This is a genomic window from Nocardia lijiangensis NBRC 108240, from assembly GCF_001613045.1.
Classification (GTDB): domain Bacteria; phylum Actinomycetota; class Actinomycetes; order Mycobacteriales; family Mycobacteriaceae; genus Nocardia; species Nocardia lijiangensis.
The window spans coordinates 94582-114168 of sequence record NZ_BDBP01000013.1 but is presented as its reverse complement, the minus strand read 5'-3'; the positions used below and the strand labels follow the sequence as shown (position 1 = coordinate 114168).

19 protein-coding genes are annotated in these 19587 nt (G+C 68.3%); 9 read left to right on the top strand and 10 right to left on the bottom strand.

From position 1 onward, the window contains the following. The first annotated feature begins 64 nt into the window (after positions 1-64). A complete protein-coding gene (locus tag NL1_RS05510) occupies positions 65-454 on the top strand; it encodes a winged helix-turn-helix transcriptional regulator (RefSeq protein WP_067834949.1) in 390 nt (129 codons plus the stop codon). Here the strand turns inward: NL1_RS05510 and NL1_RS05505 are convergent. Continuing rightward, complete coding sequence (locus NL1_RS05505; RefSeq protein WP_067834947.1) at positions 446-1375, bottom strand: MBL fold metallo-hydrolase; 930 nt, start codon at positions 1373-1375, stop codon at positions 446-448. The two genes, NL1_RS05510 and NL1_RS05505, sit on opposite strands and share 9 nt — an antisense overlap. A 158-nt stretch (positions 1376-1533) precedes the next feature. Between NL1_RS05505 and NL1_RS05500 the strand changes: the two genes are divergently transcribed. Then, a complete protein-coding gene (locus tag NL1_RS05500; RefSeq protein WP_218024365.1) occupies positions 1534-2430 on the top strand; it encodes a LysR family transcriptional regulator in 897 nt (298 codons plus the stop codon). Positions 2431-2531: 101 nt separating this feature from the next. On the opposite strand, the gene NL1_RS05495 is transcribed toward NL1_RS05500, so the two are convergent. Then, positions 2532-3116: a TetR/AcrR family transcriptional regulator gene (locus NL1_RS05495; protein ID WP_067834943.1), complete on the bottom strand. Its 585-nt coding sequence runs from the start codon at positions 3114-3116 to the stop codon at positions 2532-2534. A gap of 147 nt (positions 3117-3263) precedes the next feature. Between NL1_RS05495 and NL1_RS05490 the strand changes: the two genes are divergently transcribed. Further along, a complete protein-coding gene (locus NL1_RS05490) occupies positions 3264-4283 on the top strand; it encodes an aldo/keto reductase (protein WP_067835075.1) in 1020 nt (339 codons plus the stop codon). A 67-nt stretch (positions 4284-4350) separates the two neighbouring features. Here NL1_RS05490 and NL1_RS05485 read toward each other — a convergent pair whose 3' ends face one another. Genes NL1_RS05485 through NL1_RS05465 form a run of 5 tightly spaced genes read right to left on the bottom strand, consistent with a single transcriptional unit; the run spans position 4351 to position 9579 of the window. Continuing rightward, the gene (locus NL1_RS05485; RefSeq protein ID WP_245673102.1) at positions 4351-5295 is read right to left on the bottom strand and encodes an STM4011 family radical SAM protein; all 945 of its coding nucleotides are present in this window, start codon (positions 5293-5295) and stop codon (positions 4351-4353) included. Next, positions 5292-6632: an STM4012 family radical SAM protein gene (locus NL1_RS05480; RefSeq protein ID WP_067834939.1), complete on the bottom strand. Its 1341-nt coding sequence runs from the start codon at positions 6630-6632 to the stop codon at positions 5292-5294. The genes NL1_RS05485 and NL1_RS05480 overlap by 4 nt, the downstream gene beginning before the upstream one ends. Continuing rightward, the gene (locus NL1_RS05475; RefSeq protein WP_245673101.1) at positions 6629-7465 is read right to left on the bottom strand and encodes an STM4013/SEN3800 family hydrolase; all 837 of its coding nucleotides are present in this window, start codon (positions 7463-7465) and stop codon (positions 6629-6631) included. Before NL1_RS05475 ends, NL1_RS05480 begins: the two co-directional genes overlap by 4 nt. Next, a complete protein-coding gene (locus tag NL1_RS05470) occupies positions 7462-8595 on the bottom strand; it encodes an STM4014 family protein (RefSeq protein ID WP_067834937.1) in 1134 nt (377 codons plus the stop codon). The genes NL1_RS05475 and NL1_RS05470 overlap by 4 nt, the downstream gene beginning before the upstream one ends. A 3-nt stretch (positions 8596-8598) precedes the next feature. Next, positions 8599-9579 carry an STM4015 family protein gene (locus NL1_RS05465; RefSeq protein WP_067834935.1) on the bottom strand — a complete coding sequence of 327 codons (981 nt, stop codon included), beginning with the start codon at positions 9577-9579 and terminating at the stop codon, positions 8599-8601. A 153-nt stretch (positions 9580-9732) separates the two neighbouring features. Between NL1_RS05465 and NL1_RS05460 the strand changes: the two genes are divergently transcribed. The 4 genes from NL1_RS05460 (at position 9733) to NL1_RS05445 (ending at position 12791) form a co-directional block, all read left to right on the top strand. Beyond that, positions 9733-10059, top strand: a complete 327-nt coding sequence (locus tag NL1_RS05460) for a DUF8820 family protein (protein WP_067834933.1) — start codon at positions 9733-9735, stop codon at positions 10057-10059. Between the two features lie 24 nt (positions 10060-10083). Beyond that, positions 10084-11112: a DUF6745 domain-containing protein gene (locus NL1_RS05455; RefSeq protein ID WP_067834932.1), complete on the top strand. Its 1029-nt coding sequence runs from the start codon at positions 10084-10086 to the stop codon at positions 11110-11112. A 102-nt stretch (positions 11113-11214) separates the two neighbouring features. Continuing rightward, positions 11215-11622, top strand: a complete 408-nt coding sequence (locus NL1_RS05450) for a YciI family protein (RefSeq protein ID WP_067834930.1) — start codon at positions 11215-11217, stop codon at positions 11620-11622. Then, a complete protein-coding gene (locus NL1_RS05445) occupies positions 11622-12791 on the top strand; it encodes an RNA polymerase sigma factor (protein WP_067834928.1) in 1170 nt (389 codons plus the stop codon). Before NL1_RS05450 ends, NL1_RS05445 begins: the two co-directional genes overlap by 1 nt. 42 nt (positions 12792-12833) lie before the next feature. Here NL1_RS05445 and NL1_RS05440 read toward each other — a convergent pair whose 3' ends face one another. Further along, positions 12834-13625, bottom strand: coding sequence for an alpha/beta fold hydrolase (locus NL1_RS05440; RefSeq protein WP_067834926.1), 792 nt, complete (start codon positions 13623-13625; stop codon positions 12834-12836). A 493-nt stretch (positions 13626-14118) separates the two neighbouring features. Between NL1_RS05440 and NL1_RS05435 the strand changes: the two genes are divergently transcribed. Next, on the top strand, positions 14119-15840 hold the full coding sequence (locus tag NL1_RS05435) for a cutinase family protein (protein ID WP_067834924.1): 1722 nt from the start codon (positions 14119-14121) through the stop codon (positions 15838-15840). Between the two features lie 462 nt (positions 15841-16302). Here the strand turns inward: NL1_RS05435 and NL1_RS05430 are convergent, their stop codons facing one another. Both NL1_RS05430 and NL1_RS05425 read right to left on the bottom strand, forming a co-directional pair. Next, on the bottom strand, positions 16303-17952 hold the full coding sequence (locus NL1_RS05430) for an ABC transporter permease (protein WP_067834922.1): 1650 nt from the start codon (positions 17950-17952) through the stop codon (positions 16303-16305). 2 nt (positions 17953-17954) lie between these two features. Further along, positions 17955-18878 carry an ABC transporter ATP-binding protein gene (locus NL1_RS05425; protein ID WP_067834919.1) on the bottom strand — a complete coding sequence of 308 codons (924 nt, stop codon included), beginning with the start codon at positions 18876-18878 and terminating at the stop codon, positions 17955-17957. Between the two features lie 82 nt (positions 18879-18960). Here NL1_RS05425 and NL1_RS05420 point away from each other — a divergent pair, with 82 nt between their 5' ends. Next, positions 18961-19542, top strand: a complete 582-nt coding sequence (locus NL1_RS05420; protein ID WP_067835069.1) for a TetR/AcrR family transcriptional regulator — start codon at positions 18961-18963, stop codon at positions 19540-19542. Positions 19543-19587: the final 45 nt, after the last annotated feature.

Sequence of the window (19587 nt, the reverse complement as noted above, 5' to 3'; positions counted from 1 at the left end):
CGGTCGGAGTTGGTATCCGATGTCTACCTGGTACTAGAAGGGAACTTCAACGAGACTAGGTGTCATGAAGGAAACCGCTCCACACAGTTCGGACAGTCCTCAGCTCACCGAGCAGCACCGCGAGTTGCTCGACCAAGTGCTCGACAAGTGGTCGCTGCAGATCCTCGATGCCCTGTGCGAGCGGCCGTTGCGCTTCAACGAACTCCGCCGGGCGATCCCGATCGTGACGCAGAAGCCGCTCACGGCGGCACTGCGGCGCCTCGAGCGCAACGGGATGGTGGAGCGCATCGTGACAAGCACCCGACCCGTCGCCGTCGAATACCGAATCACGCCGATCGGAAAAACGTTGCAGGACCTCATCGACGCACTCCTGCACTGGACCACTGTCACGCTGCCCGCCGTCGAGCAAGCACGTGAGCGCTTCGACGACCAAGAAGAATTGCCATCACTTTGAGCCGAGGACGCCATTGCGGTGAGCATGCGAGGGAACGTGCTCAGCGCACAGGCAGCCGACGCCTTGCTGAATCCACTCCTGCCCCAACCATTCCGGATGCCGTTCGACCATCAGTGCGCGCACTTCCTCGATGATCGTGTCCTGGCTCATCGACGAGTCGCGACGAATCCACGTCTCGTCACGCAGCAGCCGCAGGTAGTCGCGAACGTCGGCGAGCAGTCGCGGGCCACCGATTTCGCCGTGGCCGGGAACGACCACCCTCGGCTGTTCGGCGGCCAGGCGCTGCATCACCTCGATCCACCCGGTACCGGACACGTCGGTGTCGTGCGGCGGGAACCAGGGGAAGATCGCGAATTGTCCCGCCTCGACCAGATCTCCGGTGAACATCACCTCGGCGTCGGGGATCGTCACCACCTGGTCGCCCTTGCTGTGCGCTCGGCCGGTGGCGCGCATCCGCACCACCCGGCCGCCCAAGTCGAGGTCGTAGGAGTCGTCGTAAACAATGTCCGGAGTGGCCAATTCGACGCCCTCCAGGTGCCGGGCGATCGACGACCCGAGCCCTCGGAACATCTCGAGGTAACCGGCGCCCTTGGTGGCCAGGTCGGTGGCCTGCGCCTGGTTGATCAGGTAGGTCGCCGCGTCGCTGAATACCTGTGCGCCGAACGCGTGCTCGGGATGGAAGTGAGTCGTGGTCAGATACAACTTGCGGCCTGCGGCGTAGCCGGTCGCGAATTCGAGCACTTTCTCGGCGTTCGCCGGGCCCATTCCGGTCTCGACGACCAACACCGAATGCGTGCCGCCGATCAGCCCGATGTTGGGGACCAGCTGCACGTTTCGGTTCGGCACCACCACCAGATCGCGGGCGAGTTCCCGCACTTGCGTGATCTCCACAGCTGGTTCGGGCAGCAGGTATTCGGCCATGGCGAGAGAACTCCTTGGAAAGACGCTGGGCCGCAGCCGGATTCACCGGGGTAGTCGCGGCCGATTGGACTTCTCCAGTCCAGCGCGGCTCCGGTCGCCGCGTCCAACACCCTTTCCTGCCACCCGATACCGTGCGGGTATCGTCGCCGGTAATGGACATGCGCGTACTCCGATACTTCGTGGCCGTTGCCGAGGAACGCCACTTCGGACGCGCCGCCGCCCGCCTCCACATGTCCCAACCGCCACTGAGCCGGGCCATCAAACGCCTCGAGGCCGAACTCGGCGCCGACCTGCTGCACCGCTCCACCACCGGAGTCGCACTCACCCCGGCCGGAACCGTGCTCTACGACGAGGCCCGCGCACTGCTGGAGCAGGCCGAGCGGGCGCGCGCCCGGGTCGCCGCCGCCGCCGGACCGGCGGTCATCACGATCGGCATTCTGGCCGACAGCGCCGAACAGGCCGGTACCCGCCTCGCCGCCGCCTTCCGCCGCCGCCACCCCGACGTCCACATCCGTATCCGCGAAGCAGACCTCACCGACCCGACGACCGGTCTGCGAACGGGCCTCGTCGATGTCGCGCTCACCCGCGTGCCGTTCGACGACGCCGGAATCGACACCGTGATGCTGCGCTCCGACCCGGTGGGGGTGGTGCTGCGCAGCGATGATCCCCTCGCCGACCGTGAATCTCTCTGGCTGAGCGACCTTTCCGATCGCCGCTGGTTTCAGCTGCCCGAGGGAACCGACCCCTTCTGGCGCGCCTATTGGAACGGCACCGAGCCCGGCGGTGAACTCCGGCGCGGTCCGATCGTCCGCACTGTCCACGAGTGCCTGCAAGCAGTGCTCTGGAGCGGCACGATCGGGCTGGCACCCCGCACCCACGCGCTACCGGACGGCCTCGTCGCCGTCCGGCTGACCGATATGCCGCCCAGCAGGCTTGTCGTCGCCTGGAACAGCGCCACCGCAAATCCCCTCATCCGGTCGTTCGTACAGATCGCCGCGGCGACCTATCGAGGAGATGCCATCGAACCGAAACGAACACCGTCCGCCACCGCGTAAGACGAATACCGAGTCAAGCGGCACCCGAAGGACTGAACGGTGTTCCGTTTGCGGGTCGGTTCGCCCACCCCTTCGCGCGCGGAAATCGCGGCCGCCGAGGCTCAGTGGCGGCGTAGTCCTGCGATGAGGAGTTCGACCATGCGTCGTGCGTCGTAGCGGGGAGTGTTGCCTGCGCCGATGCACAGATTGCCGACGCCGCGCAGGAGTTCGTAGGCCTCCATGTCGGGGCGAATCTCGCCGGCTGCGGCAGCGGCGTCGAGCAGCTGGGTGCATACGGGGACGAGACGGTCGAGGAAATAGCTGTGCAGGGTCTCGAAGGTGGGGTCGCCGGACTGCAACGCCTCGGCCAGGCCGTGCTTGGTGACCAGGAAGTCGACGAAGAGGTTGATCCACCGCGCCAAGGCCGCGTGCGGCGTTTTGCTGTCGGCCAGCAATGCCGGCCCGGCCGCCGCGCATGCCTCGACCTGGTGCCGGTAGACGGCGACGATTAGATCGGCGCGGGTGGGGAAGTGGCGATAGATCGTGCCCACGCCGACACCCGCGCGTGCGGCGATGTCGCGCACGGGGGCGTCGACGCCGGACGAGACGAAAGCCGCCGCGGCCGCGTCCAACAGTGTCTGTTCGTTACGCCGGGCGTCTGCTCGCTTCCGCGGGGCCGACGATCCTGATCCGCCGGTATCGGCCATTACGCAACTACCTCCGTCACTCCACTTGCCAAGCGGAACCATGTTCCGTATGTTGTTCGACGGAACATGGTTCCGTTTGTTCAGGATGCCAGCACCGGCGATCCGAAACCAATCCCCCTCGCTTCACCTCTCATGGAGGAACGCCTCATGCAGTACCGCACCTTGGGCCGCACCGGTGTGCAGGTCAGCACCCTCGTGCTCGGCGCGATGAATTTCGGCAGTTTGGGACGCACTACTCAGGACGAGGCCACCGCCATCGTCCACGCCGCTCTGGACGCGGGGATCAACCTGATAGACACCGCCGACAGGTACAGCCAGGGGGAGTCGGAGGAGATGGTCGGCAAGGCCATCGCAGGCCGCCGCGACGACATCGTGCTGGCCACGAAGGCGGCCATGCCGATGAGCGACGAGCGCAACCACCGGGGCGGTTCGCGCCGCTGGTTGGTCACCGCAGTGGACAACAGTCTGCGCCGTCTCGGCGTCGACCATGTCGATCTCTACCAGATCCACCGCTGGGACCCGAGCACCAGCGACGAGGAGACGCTGTCGGCGTTGACCGATCTACAGCGCGCGGGAAAGATTCGCTACTTCGGCTCCTCGACGTTTCCCGCGTACCGCATCGTGCAAGGACAGTGGGCCGCCAGGCAGAACCACCTGAGCCGCTATGTCACCGAGCAGCCCGGCTACTCGATCCTGCAGCGCGGCATCGAGACTCACGTCCTGCCCGTGACCGAGCAGTACGGGCTCGGCGTGCTGGCATGGAGCCCGCTGGCCTCGGGCTGGCTGTCGGGCGCGATTCGCGAGAACCGCGAAATCACCACCAGCCGTTCATCATTCATGCCGCAACGCTTCGACACCAGCATCCCGTCCAACCGGGCCAAAATGGCGGCCGTCGAACAGCTGGCCGAACTCGCCGATGCGTCCGGTCTGACGATGATCCAGCTCGCGCTCGGTTTCGTCACCGCACACCGCGCCGTGACCAGCGCGATCATCGGCCCCCGCACCATGGACCACCTGCACTCGCAGCTCGCCGCCGCCGACACCGTGCTCTCCGGCGATGTGCTCGACGCGATCGACGCGATCGTCGCTCCCGGTGCCGACCTCGCCCCGGACGAGAAGCACGACACACCCCCTGCCCTGCTCGACGCGACCCAACGGCGTCGCTGACCGCCGGGACGATCCGGCCTTCTCGTGGTCCGCTGACGTGAAAGGCTGCCGAATGGCTTCGACGCTGTCAGGTGGACGTTGCCGTCGTCGAGGCGATGGGAATCGAGGTGCGCGCCGGGATTGCAGGAAGGCCCAGCGAGGTTTCGGCCAGTACACGGGTAGGCCGACCGGGGATTCGTTCCAGCACTCCGCCCGCGAACACGTCGTAGAGCGGCAGGGTTTCCAGGTGGACGTAGCCGATGTGGCAGTCGCATTCGGTACGGGGACAGGGGCGCGGGGTGAGGGCGGCTCGGTAGGAGCCGTCGTAGAGGTTGCCCAGTGCGGCCGGAACGAAATGGCAGCGGCGGACGTCGCCGTCGCCGTTCACCGAGATGACCGAGGACCCGGTACGGCACGGGAGACCGGCCGAGGGATGGGGATGGCGGCTGAAGGGGAAGAGGGGGTCGAGATCGGTCCAGTCGGCCGCCGCGGCGTCGGTGTAGGTGTGCCCTTCGGCGGCGTTGACCCAGAGATAGATGTGTTCGGGCAGGTCGGCGCGCAGACGGCGGGCATGCTCGAGATGTTCTGGGAGCCCGACGATTCCGACACTGAAACGGACACCCGCGCGGGCTGCCCGTGCGGTCTTGTCGAGAAAGCGGTCGTACGGGGTCTGGCCGGGGTGGTAGGTGCACCAGAGGGCGACGGTCCCGAGGTCGGCGTCGGCGAGCCATTCGGTCCGGCAGCTCAGGTTGGTCTGGATGGCGACGCGGTCGATGTGCGGCTGGTGCGACAGTTCGATCATGGCGCGGCGGTACCAGGACCGCACGAGTCCTTCGCCCCAAGGGGTGAAAAGGATCGAGAGGCGGTCACCCGTCTGCGCGCACGCCCACCGGGTGAATCGTTCGAGGGCGGCCCGGTCGGCGCGGAGCTGGGCGGTCGAGTCGCGGCGTTTGGCGAAGGGGCAGTAAGGGCAGTCGTAATCGCAGGAAGCCAGCGGTCCGCGATAGAGAATGGTGAGGTCCACCGCGGTCACCGGTGTTCGTAGGCGGCCATGGCGGCGCGTATCGCCGGGGAGAAGAACTCGGGCCCGATGGCGTCGGAGTAGGCCAAACCCTCGGCGGTCAGCCGCAGATGGCCCGATCGCGGGTCGGCCAGCCACCCCCGCTCCGCGAGGGCGTCGAGTTCGGCGGCGAAGCTGTCGTGTGGTTCGTGGCCGAAACGCAGCCGGTAGTCGGCCACCGCGAAACCATCGGCCTGGAGCAGCGATTGCAGCAGGTAGCGACGCTCGGGTTCGTCGCCGTCGATCACTCGCCCATAGACCGCGCGGGTGAAATCCGTTGTGGCCGCGTAGGTGTCGATGATCGCGCGCACCTCGCGCGGAGCGACGGCGTAATCGAAGGAATAGTGCGTTCCGGAGGTGTAGGAGCGCGCCCCGCAGCCGAGGCCGATCATGCCGTCGGTCTGGCAGGCGTAATCGTCCGGCCCTTGGGGCGGCGCGTCGACGCGGCGGAACATGCGCATGGAGACCTGCTCGTAGCCCGCCGCCAGGAGGTGGTCACGCCCCTCGACGTACCGTCGCAGCCGCTGTTCGTCCCAATCACGTTCGGCGACAGCAGGGTCGGTGTGTCGTCCGAGCCCGGTCAGCGGGCGGACGTAGAGCGGGTAGAGGTAGATCTCCTCGGGGCGCCACGCCAGTGCGGCGTCGAGCGACTCCCGCCAGGTCGCGGCGGTCTGACCGTCGATGCCGTAGATGAGGTCGATGTTCAGCACCGGGATGGCGGTGTCCCGGATTCGACCGAGCGCGGCCTCGACATCGGCGCGTCGTTGCGGCCGAACGGCGGCGCGTGCCTCCTCTTCGATGAAACTCTGCACACCGAGACTCAGCCGGGTCGTCCCGCGCTCGGCCAAGACCGCGAGGCGGTCGGCGGTCGCCGTGCTCGGCGATGCCTCGACGGAGAGCGGGATCGCGCGCAGGTCGGCGCCCATGATGTCCTCGGCGATGTCGCACAGCCGGGTCAGCTCGTCCGCTTCGAGGAAGGTGGGTGTGCCGCCACCGATCGCGGCGGTGGCGAAACGCGGGGTCTCGGCGTCACCCAGTGCCGCACGAACGGCCTCGGCTTGGCGGGTGAGCGCGTCGAGGTAGCGGCCGGTGAGACCGTCGGGCGCGCCGACGCGGGTGAACAGATTGCAGAAACCGCAGCGCACCTCGCAGAACGGGATGTGCAGATACAGCGAAAGTGCCCGCCGCGATTGCCCGGCCCATAGGTCGGTGAGCGCGGGCCGCGGAGTGAGTGCGCGGTAGGCGGTCTTGTGCGGATAGGCGTAGACGTAGTTCTGATACGGCCGGGGCAGGATGATCGTGCGGGTCATGCGGGTGGCTCCAGGAAGAAATGACCGTAGGGGACGGTCCATACCGATGCGTGTCCGAGCCGGTGCCCGGTGAAGCCGTCGTCACCGTAGGCCGTGCCGTGATCGGAACACACGATGGCGAAACAGCGTCGCCGCGAACGCATCACGTCGAACAGCCGGCCTACGTGCCGGTCGATGTATTCCAGCGCTGCCGCGTGGGTGGCGCGGTTGTCGCCCGCCTCGCGGGTCGCGCCGGGCAGGTGGAACCAGTTGGGCTGATGCAGGGCGGAGGCGTTGACGAAAAGGAACAGTCGCCGCTCGGCGGGCAATGCCGCGACCACCCGCTCGGCGCAGGCCACCTGCGCCTCGAAGGAGGTGGGCGAGGCTACGGAAAACTCTGGCTCCCAATGGCTCTCGGCGAACATCCCCGGCAGGACGCTGCCGAGCGCGCCCTGCTTGTTGAAGAAGCCGACGCCGCCGATGCAGACCGTGTGATAGCCGCGCGCGGCCAGCGCGGTAACCAGATCGGGCTCGTCGAAGACGAAGGTGCGCTCGGCGGTGGTCTCGCTGCCCGCGAAACGCGCGGCGAACAGCCGTGGGTGCGGGCCCGGTGTCGCCGGTGTCGGCAGGAAGCCTGCGAAGATGGCGTGATGTGCGGCGTAGGTGAAATTGCCTGGGGCGTGGCGTTTTTGCCAGCCACCGCCGGGGAGGTACGCGCTCAGATTCGGCAACCGGCCCGCCGCCGCCAGTTCGGCCGCGACGTCGTAGCGCAGGGTGTCGAGGGTGAGCAACAGTAGATCGTCTCGGCCGATCACGGTGTTCATATCCGGCTCCGTGGCCTGCGAGATCGTCACAGCGGGACTCCTTGGCGCGTTTCCCGCGAATCAGATTGCCGGGCACGGTGATAGCGAGTTGTCGCGGCGACGACCTGAGCCGTGTAGGTATCCAGCCCGGCGGCCGGACCCTCCGGCAGTCCGGAGAGCCGGGGCAGCAGATCCCCGAAGGCGTTGACCTCGGCGACCATGAACCGTCGCCACCCGACGACGGGCAGTAGATCGACGCCGACACACAGAGTCGCCGGAAAACAGGCGGCCGCCTGCTCGCAGATCGACAGTGCCGTCGCCCAGTGCTCGCCCACGGCGGCGCGGAAGTCCGCCAGATCGCCGCGCGCACCGCCGAGGTGCAGGTTGGTCAGTGGCGTGCGGCTCGTCCTGACGACGGCGTGGGTCGCACGCCCGCCGATCACCACGACCCGCAGGTCGGCGGATCGGCCGCCTTGGGAGGCCTTGGGAATCCAGCGTTCCATGTGCAGCCCGTCCGGTGCGAGCCGGTCGACGATGTGCGCGATCTCCCGTTCGGCGGTGTAGCGACGCACGCGCAGCGAATTGTGCAGGTGACCCTCCGGTGTGATCTCCACCGAGGTGGTCGCGCGCAGCCGTCCGTCGCGGGTGGATTCGATGGCCAGCACGCCGGAGGCCGACGAACCGTGCGCGAGCTTGACGAACACGCGCGGCATCTCCGCCGCACGCATGAGACTCCGCACCTCCGCCCAGCCGCGCACCGAGGCGCGTCCGCCGGAGGTGGGCGAGGACGGCACCGGCACACCCGCTCGCGACAGCCGCGCGTGGCACCGCCGCTTGTCGAACAGCACGGCCAGGTCATCGGTGTCATCGAGCCGGAAACCGCCGCGCAGCGAGCGCGCCGCGTCGAGGAACCGCGCGTACCAGCGGGCGGAACCCTCCACCCGCGTCGGCTCGGAGCTCCCCCGCAACAGTCGATCGACTTCGAGATTCTCGCCGGGCGACTCGAGCCGCACGATCTCGTCGTCGCGGAAGTCGCAGCCGCCCTCGCGCAGCACGTCACGCCATTCGACCACGCGGATTTCCGCCGACACCTGGGCACGGGCGGCGTTGGTGAACATGCCGACGCGCCTGTTCTCGCCGTTACCGACGATCACCCAGCGCGGCGGTGCCGAGACGGACACGACTCATTCACCGACGGAGACGAACCGCCAGACGGTTCCGTCGTCCTCGTCGCTGTCCTCCTCGGCGTCGTCGGAGTCGAGTTCCAGGCGGACCCCGGCGGGCTCCAGGGTGTCGCGCAGCCGGGTTCGCATCTCGTCGGACAGATAGTTGTAGTGCATGTCGAGCACGTTCAGATGGCTCAACGGCTGACCGGACAGCAGCGCCGCCACGCCGTCGTCGGTGAGGACGCCCATCGAGATGTCGAGGCTCTCCAGCCGGGCCACCACGGGCGCCGCGGCGAGAGCGGCGCAGACGTCGTCCTGGGTCTCGCTGTTGCGCAGGGCGAGATGCTTCAGCGCGGGCAGCCGGTCACCCGAGAGGATGAGCGCGAGGTCGGCCACCTCGCTGTCTCCGCCGTACTCCGATGTGCCGAGCCACAGGTCCAGGTGCGCGAGCGCGGGCAGGTCGCTGGCCCCGATGCCGCGCACGACGTCGGCGGGCAGGCCACCGCTCTCCACGACGAGCGTGTGCAGGCGTTCGTGCCGCACGGCGGGGAACTCCAGGTTCTGACCGCCGCGAACGCCGAAAACCTCCAAGCCGGAGAAGGTTTCGAGTAGTGGGGTGACCAGGCCCTGATTGATCCAGGACATCTCGCACTCCTCCATGACGATGTCGCCGAGGAACAGGGCGCGCAGCGCGGGCAGCCGGTCCGCGGCCGCGCACAGAGCTTCGATCACCTCGTCGGGCCCGTTGCCGTACACGTCATCCCACGTACCGACGATCAACGCGGTGATCTTCGTCGTATCGACCGCACCGAGGAAGCGAGCGAAGCACTCGGGCCACGTCTCCTGCGCGTCATAGGTTTCCACGCTCAGACGCCACGCGACCGCGTCCGGCTCCGGCAACACGACGCTTTTCTGCTTCTTCTTCGCGTCGGTCTCGGCATCGGGAAAGGTGAAGGCGGGCAGGCCGCCGAACTCCTGCAAATGGTCGCCGATGGTCATGTGATGTGCCCGCCCCTTCTGGCAGTGCCGTGATCGTCACGAGGTTTCTACCAAGCCGCACCGACACCGGAGCGAGCCGGGCGGTTTGTCGGTGCCCGCCGCTACGTTCTCGGGTGAACGGCGCCGGACTCGCGCCGTGACGGGAGGAAATTCATGTATCGGCAAGGCGATGTCCTGATCGCGCCGCTCGCGGAAAGTGCTGTGCCGCAGGAACTTCTGCACGCCCCTTCGGTGGCGCGTGATCCACGCGGGCGGTTGGTGCTCGCACTGGGCGAGGTCACCGGCCACGCGCACGCCGTGCAGGGGCCGGGCAAGCTGATCCGCGAATCCGGTGCGACGGGACCGATGCTGCTGCATCTACCCGAGGGCGGACGCGTCGTCCACGAGGAGCATGCGGCGATCACGTTGCCGAAGGGGTGGTTCCGGGTGGTGCGCCAGCGCGAATACGTGCCCGGCTCGGTCCGCATTGTCGCGGACTGACGCGGCAGAGGCGAAAGGCATTCGATGACAACTGGATTCAGCGAGTACGCGGCAAGGCGCGACGAATGGCGTTCGGTGTCGGCGGCCACCGGGCCGGGGGACCGGACGGTGGCCGAGGAGGCGGTGCGGGCGGCCTACCGGCAGGCCGGGCTCGATGCGCCGGAAACCATCGCGTGGGCACGTTCTCCCCTGGAGGCGGTGCGAATACTGCGGGCCGCGCAGGACACCGGCGCATCGGTCCGCGAGGCACTGCGCAACGTCCCGCTGGCGGCCGAACGCGCACGTGTCGACGCCGAACTCGGCCCCACGGGTTTCAGTGCACACTGGCGCGAGACCGGCGCGGACCTCTGGGAGCAAACCGCCACCGTGGTCGACCGAATCCGAGCCGGTGTCATCGACGAGGTGGCCGGTAACCGCAAGGAGCAGATCGCGATTCGCCTGCTGCTGCTCGATGCCGTCCTCGGTCAGCACGATGCCGCGTGGCTGTCGACGTTCGGCACCGAGCCCGGTGAGCCGTTGGCAGCGGCGGCGAGCGTCGCCCGCGAGGCCGGCTGGTGGTGGCCCTACGAGAAGATCGCGGTGGTCAGCGAGCGGCCTACCGCACTGCACCGCGACGAAGCGGGACGGCTCGACAATGGTGACGGCCCAGCGCTCGCCTACGCCGACGGATTCGCCCTGTTCGCCTGGCGCGGCATGCCGATTCCCGCCGAATTCCTCGACGATCTGCGCGCACTGACGGCCGAGCGCATCCGCGACGAGGAGAACGCCGAACTGCGCCGAGTGATGCTCGAGTACTACGGTTACGACCGCTACCTCGACGAATCCGGTGCGCGACCGATCCACCGTGACGAGACCGGCGTGCTCTGGCGCATCGAACTCGACGGCGACGAGGACGTGGTGATGGTCGAGGTGATCAACTCGACGCCCGAACCCGACGGCACCAGTCGCACCTACTGGCTGCGGGTGCCGCCGGATACCGAGACCGCGCGCGCCGGCGTCGCGTGGACCTTCGGACTCAGCGCCGAGGAGTACGAGCCTCTCCGGCAGACGTAAAAAGGTGCGAGAAAGTTCGGCGGTGGATGTCGAGAATGTCGCGACAGCTCCGTCCCAGGGGTGAACGACCAACTAGGGTCGCAGTCCCGAAGGGAGAATGTCATGGCCAAGTACCTGCTTCTCAAGCACTACCGAGGCGCCCCGGCGGCCGTCAACGACGTGCCGATGGACCAGTGGACGCCCGCGGAGATCGAGGCGCACATGCAGTACATGACCGACTTCGCGGCCCGGCTGGAAGGCAGCGGCGAGTTCGTCGACGGCCAGGCCCTGGCGCCGGAGGGCGCCTGGGTCCGCTACGACGGTGAGGGCAAGCCGCCCGTGACCGACGGCCCGTTCGCGGAGACCAAGGACCTGATCGCGGGCTGGATGATCATCGATGTCGACTCGTACGAGCGCGCCGTCGAGCTGGCGGGCGAGTTGTCCGCGGCGCCCGGCGCGGGCGGCAAGCCGATCCACGAGTGGCTCGAGGTTCGGCCGTTCCTGACCGCTGCGCCGACCGTCACCGAGTGATGGCCGCCGACGCGGTGGACGAGGCCCAGCTGAGGGACCTGATCCCCGGTGTCTTGGCGGTCCTCGTCCACCGCGGGGCGGACTTCGCGACCGCCGAGGACGCTGTCCAGGAGGCGCTGATCAGGGCCGTCGAGACGTGGCCGAACCACAGCCCCGACGACCCCAAGGGCTGGCTGATCACCACTGCGTGGCGTTGCTTCGTCGATCTCGCCCGATCCGATACCGCGCGGCGACGGCGCGAGCTTCGGGTTTCCGACGAGCCGCCGCCCGGACCGACGGCCTCCGCGGATGAAACGCTGCAGCTCTACTTTTTGTGCGCGCACCCGAGCCTCACCCCCGCGTCGGCTGTCGCGCTGACACTGCGGGCCGTCGGCGGCCTCACCACCCGCCAGATCGCGCAGGCCTACCTCGTGCCCCAAGCGACGATGGCCCAGCGGATCAGCCGGGCAAAACGCACCGTGAGCGACGTCCGGCTGGATCGTCCCGGCGACCTGCGCACCGTGCTTCGGGTGCTGTATCTCGTGTTCAACGAGGGCTACTGCGGCGATGTCGACCTCGCCGCCGAGGCGATCCGGCTGGCCAGGCAGCTGGCCGCGACCACCGACGACACGGAGGTCGCGGGACTGCTCGCCCTCTTCCTGCTCCACCACGCGAGACGTCCGGCCCGGACGCGCGCCGACGGCAGTCTCGTGCCGCTGACCGATCAAGACCGCGGTCTGTGGCGGCGCGACCTGATCGCCGAGGGCGTGACCGTACTCCAGGCCGCGCTGGCCCGCGACCGGCTCGGGGAGTACCAAGCGCAGGCCGCCATCGCGGCCCTGCACGCCGACGCGCAGACGGCCGACGAGACCGACTGGGTGCAGATCGTCGAGTGGTACGACGAGCTGGTCCGCCTCACCGACAGCCCGGTGGTGCGGCTCAATCGCGCCGTCGCCGTCGGCGAGGCGGACGGACCGCAGGCGGGACTCGCCGCACTCGCCGAACTCGACCCGGCGCTCCCGCGGTACACCGCTTCGGCCGCCTACCTCCACGAGCGAGCCGGCGACCTCGCCACGGCGGTGCGGCTCTACGTGGAGGCCGCCGCACAGGCGCACAACCTCGCCGAGCGCAACCACCTCACGCTTCGGGCAGCCACCCTCCGCCACCGCCTCTCGGGCGAAGGCGACTGAGGCCCTCCGAACTGCCAGTAGACCTCGAGACCCGTCCGAGGATCACTGGCCCGCAGCCTGTTCGATGACCGACGTGACCGCGGCCGGTTGCGAGACGAGGGAGGCGTGCGAGGCGTTCAGCTCGCTGGCCCGCGCGCCGATGCGCTGCGCCATGGCTCGTTGTGCGCTGGGTGGGATGACGCGGTCCTGGCCGGAGACCACGAACCAGCTGGGTGTTTTGGTCCAGGCCGCGGGACCCGACAGCTCGATGTTGGCAATGACCGCGAGGGAGCGCTGGTGGGGGATCATCTCGGCGGCGGTGGCGGCATCGACATCCTGGACGAAGACCTCGTGGAAATAGGCCGGTTCGACATATGCGTCCAGCCCGGTGCCGGTCACCGTGAAGGCCAGTGCCGGCGGCAGCAGCTGGCTGCCGGGAAAGCGGATGGGGTCGAGCGCGAGGGCGATCGGCTCGCCCTGCTGCGGTGCGAAGGCGGCGACGTAGACGAGCGCCTGCACGTCCGGATCATCGATATTGGTGATGACCGCGCCGCCGTAGGAGTGCCCGACGAGCACGATCGGCCCGTCGATCGCCGCGAGCGACCGTTCGATCGCGGCCGCGTCGCTGGCGGGTCCGCGAAGCGGGTTGTCTGGCACCACGACTCGATACCCGTCGGCGCGGAGTTCGGCGGCGACGCGGTCCCAGCTGGTGGTGTCGGCGAACGCACCGTGCACCAGCACGATGGTCGGTCGCGCGGGTTCGGCGGTGGCGACGGTGGGCACGGTGCCCACCGTTCCGGCCGCGATCAGGCTGAGGGCGAACAGCAGCAGGTTGCGAGTACGGGTGAATCGCATCGAAGCGTCCTTTTCTCGAGTCGGCCGTGCGGGCATGTGAGGGTACTGCTGTAGGCGTGTGCGCGATCCGGGCCGAGATGAGCCGCCGATAAGGCTACTGCCACGTCGTTGCACGCCTCGTTTCCGGAGGACGCCTTGGTGCCGATGCTGGTGCGCGGGCGGTCCGGGCGTTCGATCTTCCGGAGCGGCCTGCCTGGGTCTACATCTGGTGAGCGGGTGGTGGACCGAGCACCCTAGGGTGCCTAGGACCAGCGAGGAATGCGTTCGATCCTGGATGGACGACAACGGGCCGAAGAACTTCACCGTTTTCGGAGGGGATCACACACCGATCGAACGCGTAGTCCGGCTGCACAGGTAGCTGTGTGCGCGATCCGGGCCGAGATGCCGACGAATCGATCACAGTAACGCTCGCCGTTCCCATCACGACGTCCTTGGTGACCTATGGCCCGTCGGGGGGCCTGTCCATCTGTCGGTACTGGAATGGGATCGGGACATGGCTTTTCGCGAGTTCTTCGCGCGGCATCGCATTGCTTCGGCCGTCGCTGCACCTGCGGTTTTGGGGGTGGCGGCGATCGTTGCCGCTTCGTTCGCCGTCACTTCGTCGCCGCACACCGCGGACACACAGCTCAAGGCCTCCGTCACGGAGTGCCACGACATGGTGACCATCTCGGTCGCCGGTCGCGGCGACACTCCCACGGCGGGGACCACGAAGTTGCTGGTCGACGCCAACGGGAACGAGTTGCCCGCCGCGTTGGCCGGTGACCACAACAGCCGCTGGGTCGACCCGGTGGTGAACGCACCGGCCGACGACGTCGACCCCGGCTCGTACGCGGCGGTCTACATCGCTTACCCGGCCAACATGGCCACCTACGAAGACGCCGTCAACGCGGGCGTCGCGAACACCCAGCAGGTGATGCGGGAGATCTCGCAGGCCTGCCCCGACACCAAGTTCTCGATCGTCGGGTACAGCGAGGGCGCCGACGTCGTCCGCCGTGTCGCGATGAACATCGGGCATCAGGGGGAGGGCGATCAAGGGATCGTCGATCCGGACGATGTCGTCGGCGTCGTCATCCTCGCCGACTCGGGCCGCGCGGCAGGAGACGGGCCGTTCCCCGGCTCGAAGGATCCGTTCAGCAACCCGGACGGCTTCGACCAGCAGTATCAGGACGGCAGGAAGCCGGTCTCGGGTCAGGGCGCGCTGCCAGGCACCAGCGGTGACTTCGGCGCGCTGAACGGCAAGATCGCGTCGTTCTGCTCCGAGGGCGATCTCACCTGCGCGGCGCCGGAGAACATCTCGCTGCTGCAGCTGGTGGTGAATGTCGGCAGGCAGATCAATGTCGACCAACTCGAGCGCGAGGGGCTCAATCCGACCAACGGAATGGACGTCGCCGTGGTCCTCGGCCGCATCGCGATGGCGGCGTTCGCCGACATCCAGTCGCAGCCGAACTGGATGGCCAGCGACGAGACGTTCCTCGAGGTCCTGCTGCGTGTCTCCGATCCGGAGTACAAGCCGGGTGAGCAGCCGAAGGAGCCCGCGAAGGCCGACTCGATCGCGACCGAACAGATGTCGCCGCTCGCATACCTGCCGCAGAAGGTGCTGAACGAGATCATCGGTCTCATCGTGACCAACCAGAACACGATCCCGGTGGTCATGAGCGACCCGTACAAGCTGACGCTCGGCCCCGACCACACCGGCCACCACTTCGACTACTGGCGTGACGCCAACCCTGGCGAAGGCAGGCCGCTGACCTCCGCCGAGTACGCGGCCGCCTGGCTCACCCACCTGGCGAAGCAGGCGCAGGCCGGTGAGACGGTCGACAAGTCCTCCGAGCCGGAGGCCGCCGACTTCGCGGCCGCGAACGATGCGGTGGTGTCGGCCACTGCGAAGCCGAAGGCTGCCTCGACGACAACCACGACCACGGCCGCGCCGACCACCACGGCCGCGCCCACGACCACGAAGACCGGCGCCGCCGTCACATCGACCACCACGGCTCCGACAACCACCGCCCCGGCAACCACGCCTCCGGCCGAAACCCCCAGCGCAACAACTCCTCCGGAGACGACGAACCCCCAGGCGAGGACCTCGGTCGCAGCCCCCACCCAAACCGTGGCACCGGCGGAGCCCGTGGCACCGACCACCACCCAGCCGACCACAACCCCACCCCCCACCACCACAACGCAAACCCCAGTGCCAACCACCACCGGCGCCCGGTGAATTAGGGCGATATCGGCCCCAGCCCGATATCCCCGCCAACGCCTTCACGATCGTCCACCGATCGTGAAGGCGTTGTGCGTTGTACACCCGGCTACGCCCCAGACCACGCTGCCGTTGCGCCACACAGGCATTCGACGCCTCACAGCGGCACCGACTGTGTGCGGCGTGCAAACGGTGCGGAGCGCCGCACGACTCCCATCGACGCCCCCGGGGCGGCAGCGACCTTGCGACGCCTAATGGCGCGCAGCCTGAGCCGATTCCACACAGGCATTCGACGCCGGACATAGGCACCGACTGTGTGAGGGGTGTGGACGGGGTGTGGGGTGCCGCGATTTTCGACGGCATCAGCCGGGCGGTGGTGGGATGCGATGCCACTGGTCGGCCAGCTGGTGCGGGCTTCGCAGAGGGTTTTGACGCCTCGCAGGGCTTGCAAGGTCTGCGAGGCGTGGGGGAGGCGTGGGGTCAGGAAGGGGTGGGGGTGGTGTTCGGTGGAGGGGTAGTCCAAGGCAGACGTAGGGTTCGGATCAGGCCTGGGCCGCTGTGCGTGGGGATGTCGCGGGAGGTGAAGCCCCGCAGGCCCAAGGCGATCAATGCGATGGTCAAGGTGGCGGAGGCAATCAGTGGCCAGGGGGTGATGGGTTCGGAGGGGGTGCGGCCTACCCATTCGAGTGGGGACAGGTGGCGGATCCATTCGGGTAGGCGGAGTGTGTCGGCGAGGGTGGCGATCAGCGCTACGGCGACGAAGGCGGCCCAGCTGAAGCCCAACGTGGCGGGGCGAATTCCGTAGAGCGACACCGCGATTCCCAGCAGCACCAGGGCGGACGGAAGATATGAGAGCGTGGCGAGGGTCAACCGGGCAACCGCTGATGAATCGCCCACTGCCAATGCGTCACTCACGCCGAGCGCCAATCCGCTGACCCCCGCGACCACAGCAGTGCCGCAGGCGACGGTGATCACCTCGGCGGTCAACCATCGCGATCTCGAAACCGCCCCGGCCAAAACGGGTTCCAGCCGATCACCGGGCTCGTCCTCCGCGATCCGGCCGACCCCCTGCACCGCGAACCCGGCGACGAGCAAGGCGATCAGCACCACGACGAACGACAAGTAAGCATCCGGGTCCGCGCTGCCGCCGCCGAGAACGTCCTGCAAGGCCGCGTTGTCCGCCATCACGGTGCGGATGGCGTCGGCGAGCGCGCCGAACGAGAGGGCGACGAGCGCGCCGATCACGCTCCACGCGATGATGCCGCCGCGGTGCCTGCGCAGCGCGAATCCCCAGGGCCGCAGCAATATCGGTGATGCGGACGCGGGCCCGCGACGCGCGGCGAGCACTCCGGCGCCGTGATCTCGACGGCCCGCGACCCAGCAGGCCGCGCCGAACAGCACCGCGGCGAAACCCAGCGCCAGCAGCACGGGCCACCACCGCGCCGCGCCGAACGGGCGAGCCTGTTCCGCCCAGCCGATCGGCGAAAGCCACACCAGCCCGTTGCCGCGCACATCGCCGATACCGCGGGTGAGGAAGGCCGCGATCAAGACGGCGAGACAGATTCCGAGCACGCTGCGCGCCGAGACGACAACCTGCGCCGCCAGCGCCGCGATCGCCGCGAAGCAGCAGCCGAGCGCCATCAGCGACGCCGAATAGAGCAGCGCACCAGACCATTCCAGGCCGACGACCAAGAGCGCGGCAACAATCGACGCAGAAACCAGAACCAGTGCGGAACCGGTCAGCACCACCGCCGCGGCAACGCCCGCGACCCGTCCGACGGATCCGGCGCGCAACAACTCCGCCCGCCCGGATTCCTCTTCGCGGCGCGTCATCCGCGTCACCAGGTGAATGCCCATGAGCGGAAAGGCGAGTGCGCTGAGAAACCCGAATTCGTAGGCGATGACCCCGCCGAGATCATCGAGCCCGTACGGCCTGCCGTTGATCGCGAACAACGCCGTGCCCGATTCGGTGGCCGCCCGGTAACTCACCAGCTCGTCCTGCGTGGAATACAGGCCGTCCAGCGACCACACCGTGCCCGCGAAGACGACCGCGAGCCCGAGCACCCACCACAGGATCTGCCGACGGCTGCCGCGCAAACCGACGCCTGCCATCACCGTGAATCCGCGCATCGCTACACCTCCACCGTTTCGACGCTTTCGGCGGACGTGTAGTTGCGCAGGAACAGCTCGTCCAGGCTCGGCGGGTTCGCGGTGATCGACACCAAACCCGCCTCGTGCAGCGCCCCGACCACCTCGCCCACATGCCCGGCGTCGACACCGAAGGAGACCGCGTATCCGGCGCCGTCGCGCTCGATGCGCACCGAGCTCACGCCGGGCGCGTCGTCCAGCGCGACCGGCGGCACGGTGGTGACCGCATGCACGTGAGTCGTTGTGTGACGGCGCAATTCGTGCAGCGTCCCGGTCGACACGGTCCGTCCCTGGCGGATGATGCTCACCCGGTCGGCGAGCGCCTCGACTTCGGCGAGGATGTGACTCGACAGCAGCACCGTGCATCCCGCGCGCTTGCGTTCGGCCAGCGTCTGCTGAAACACCTGCTCCATCAGCGGGTCGAGCCCCGAGGTCGGCTCGTCGAGGATCAGCAGCTCGCTGTCGCAGGCGAACGCGGCGACCAGCGCGACCTTCTGCCGGTTGCCTTTGGAGTAGTCCTGGCTCTTCTTCCCTGGATCGAGTTCGAACCGTTCGACGAGGTCGTCGCGGCGGACGCGGTCGAACCCACCGCGCGCGGCGGCGAGCACGTCGAGGCATTCGCCGCCGGTGAGGCCGGGCCACAGCGAGACGTCACCGGGGACATAGGCGATGCGGCGGTGCAGCCGCACGGCGTCGCGCCACGGGTCGCCGCCGAGCAGGCGTGCCGTCCCACTGCTCGACCGGATCAGTCCGAGCAGGATCCGGATCGTCGTCGACTTGCCCGCGCCGTTCGGCCCGAGGAATCCGTGCACCTCGCCCGGCTCGACTCGCAGGTCGAGGCCGTCGAGGGCGATGAAATCGCCGAACCGCTTGCGCAGTCCGATCGTCTCGATGACGGCGTCCGTCATTACCGCACCCACCTTTCAGAACGTCGGTGTGTACCAATGGTACACACTAGAGGTGCGCACGACTAGGCCCTAAGATGTGACCATGCCACTTCCCCGCTTCACCCGGCTTCCCGCCGACGAACAACGCCGCATCCTCGATGTCGCGCAGCGGATGTTCGCGGAGGACGGCGTGGAAACCGCCTCCTACAACCAGATCATCGCGGCGGCGGGCATCTCGAAATCCTCGGCGTACAACTACTTCGACGGCCGCGAAGACCTGCTGTACACCGCTCTGGACGACGTCGCGGCCCGCCTCTCCGAGGTGCTCGGCGCGTGGCAGCGCGTCGCGGACGACGCCGAGTTCTGGTCGCAGCTGAAGATCGTCGAACGGCGGTTGCGCGCCCACATCGAGACACACCCTGCCGACCTCGCGCTGATCGATCCGGCCTTCCTGCTGCGCGAACAGGGCGCGTTCCGCTCGTGGATCGCCGACTTCGTCGACAATGGCATCGCCATCGGCCTCATCACCCTGGAAGCCGACCGGAGCCTGCTCGTCGCCGCCACCGCCGCCGTCCTTCGCGCGGTGGACGGCTGGGGCGCCGCGGAGATGAAGGCAGGGCGGGTGCCCGATCCCGAACAGCCTTGGCTGCTACTGCGCAACCTGTGGGGCACGCCGCGTCCTTGACGCCCCCAGGCGACCGAGCACCGAACACCCGTCACGTGGTTGGAT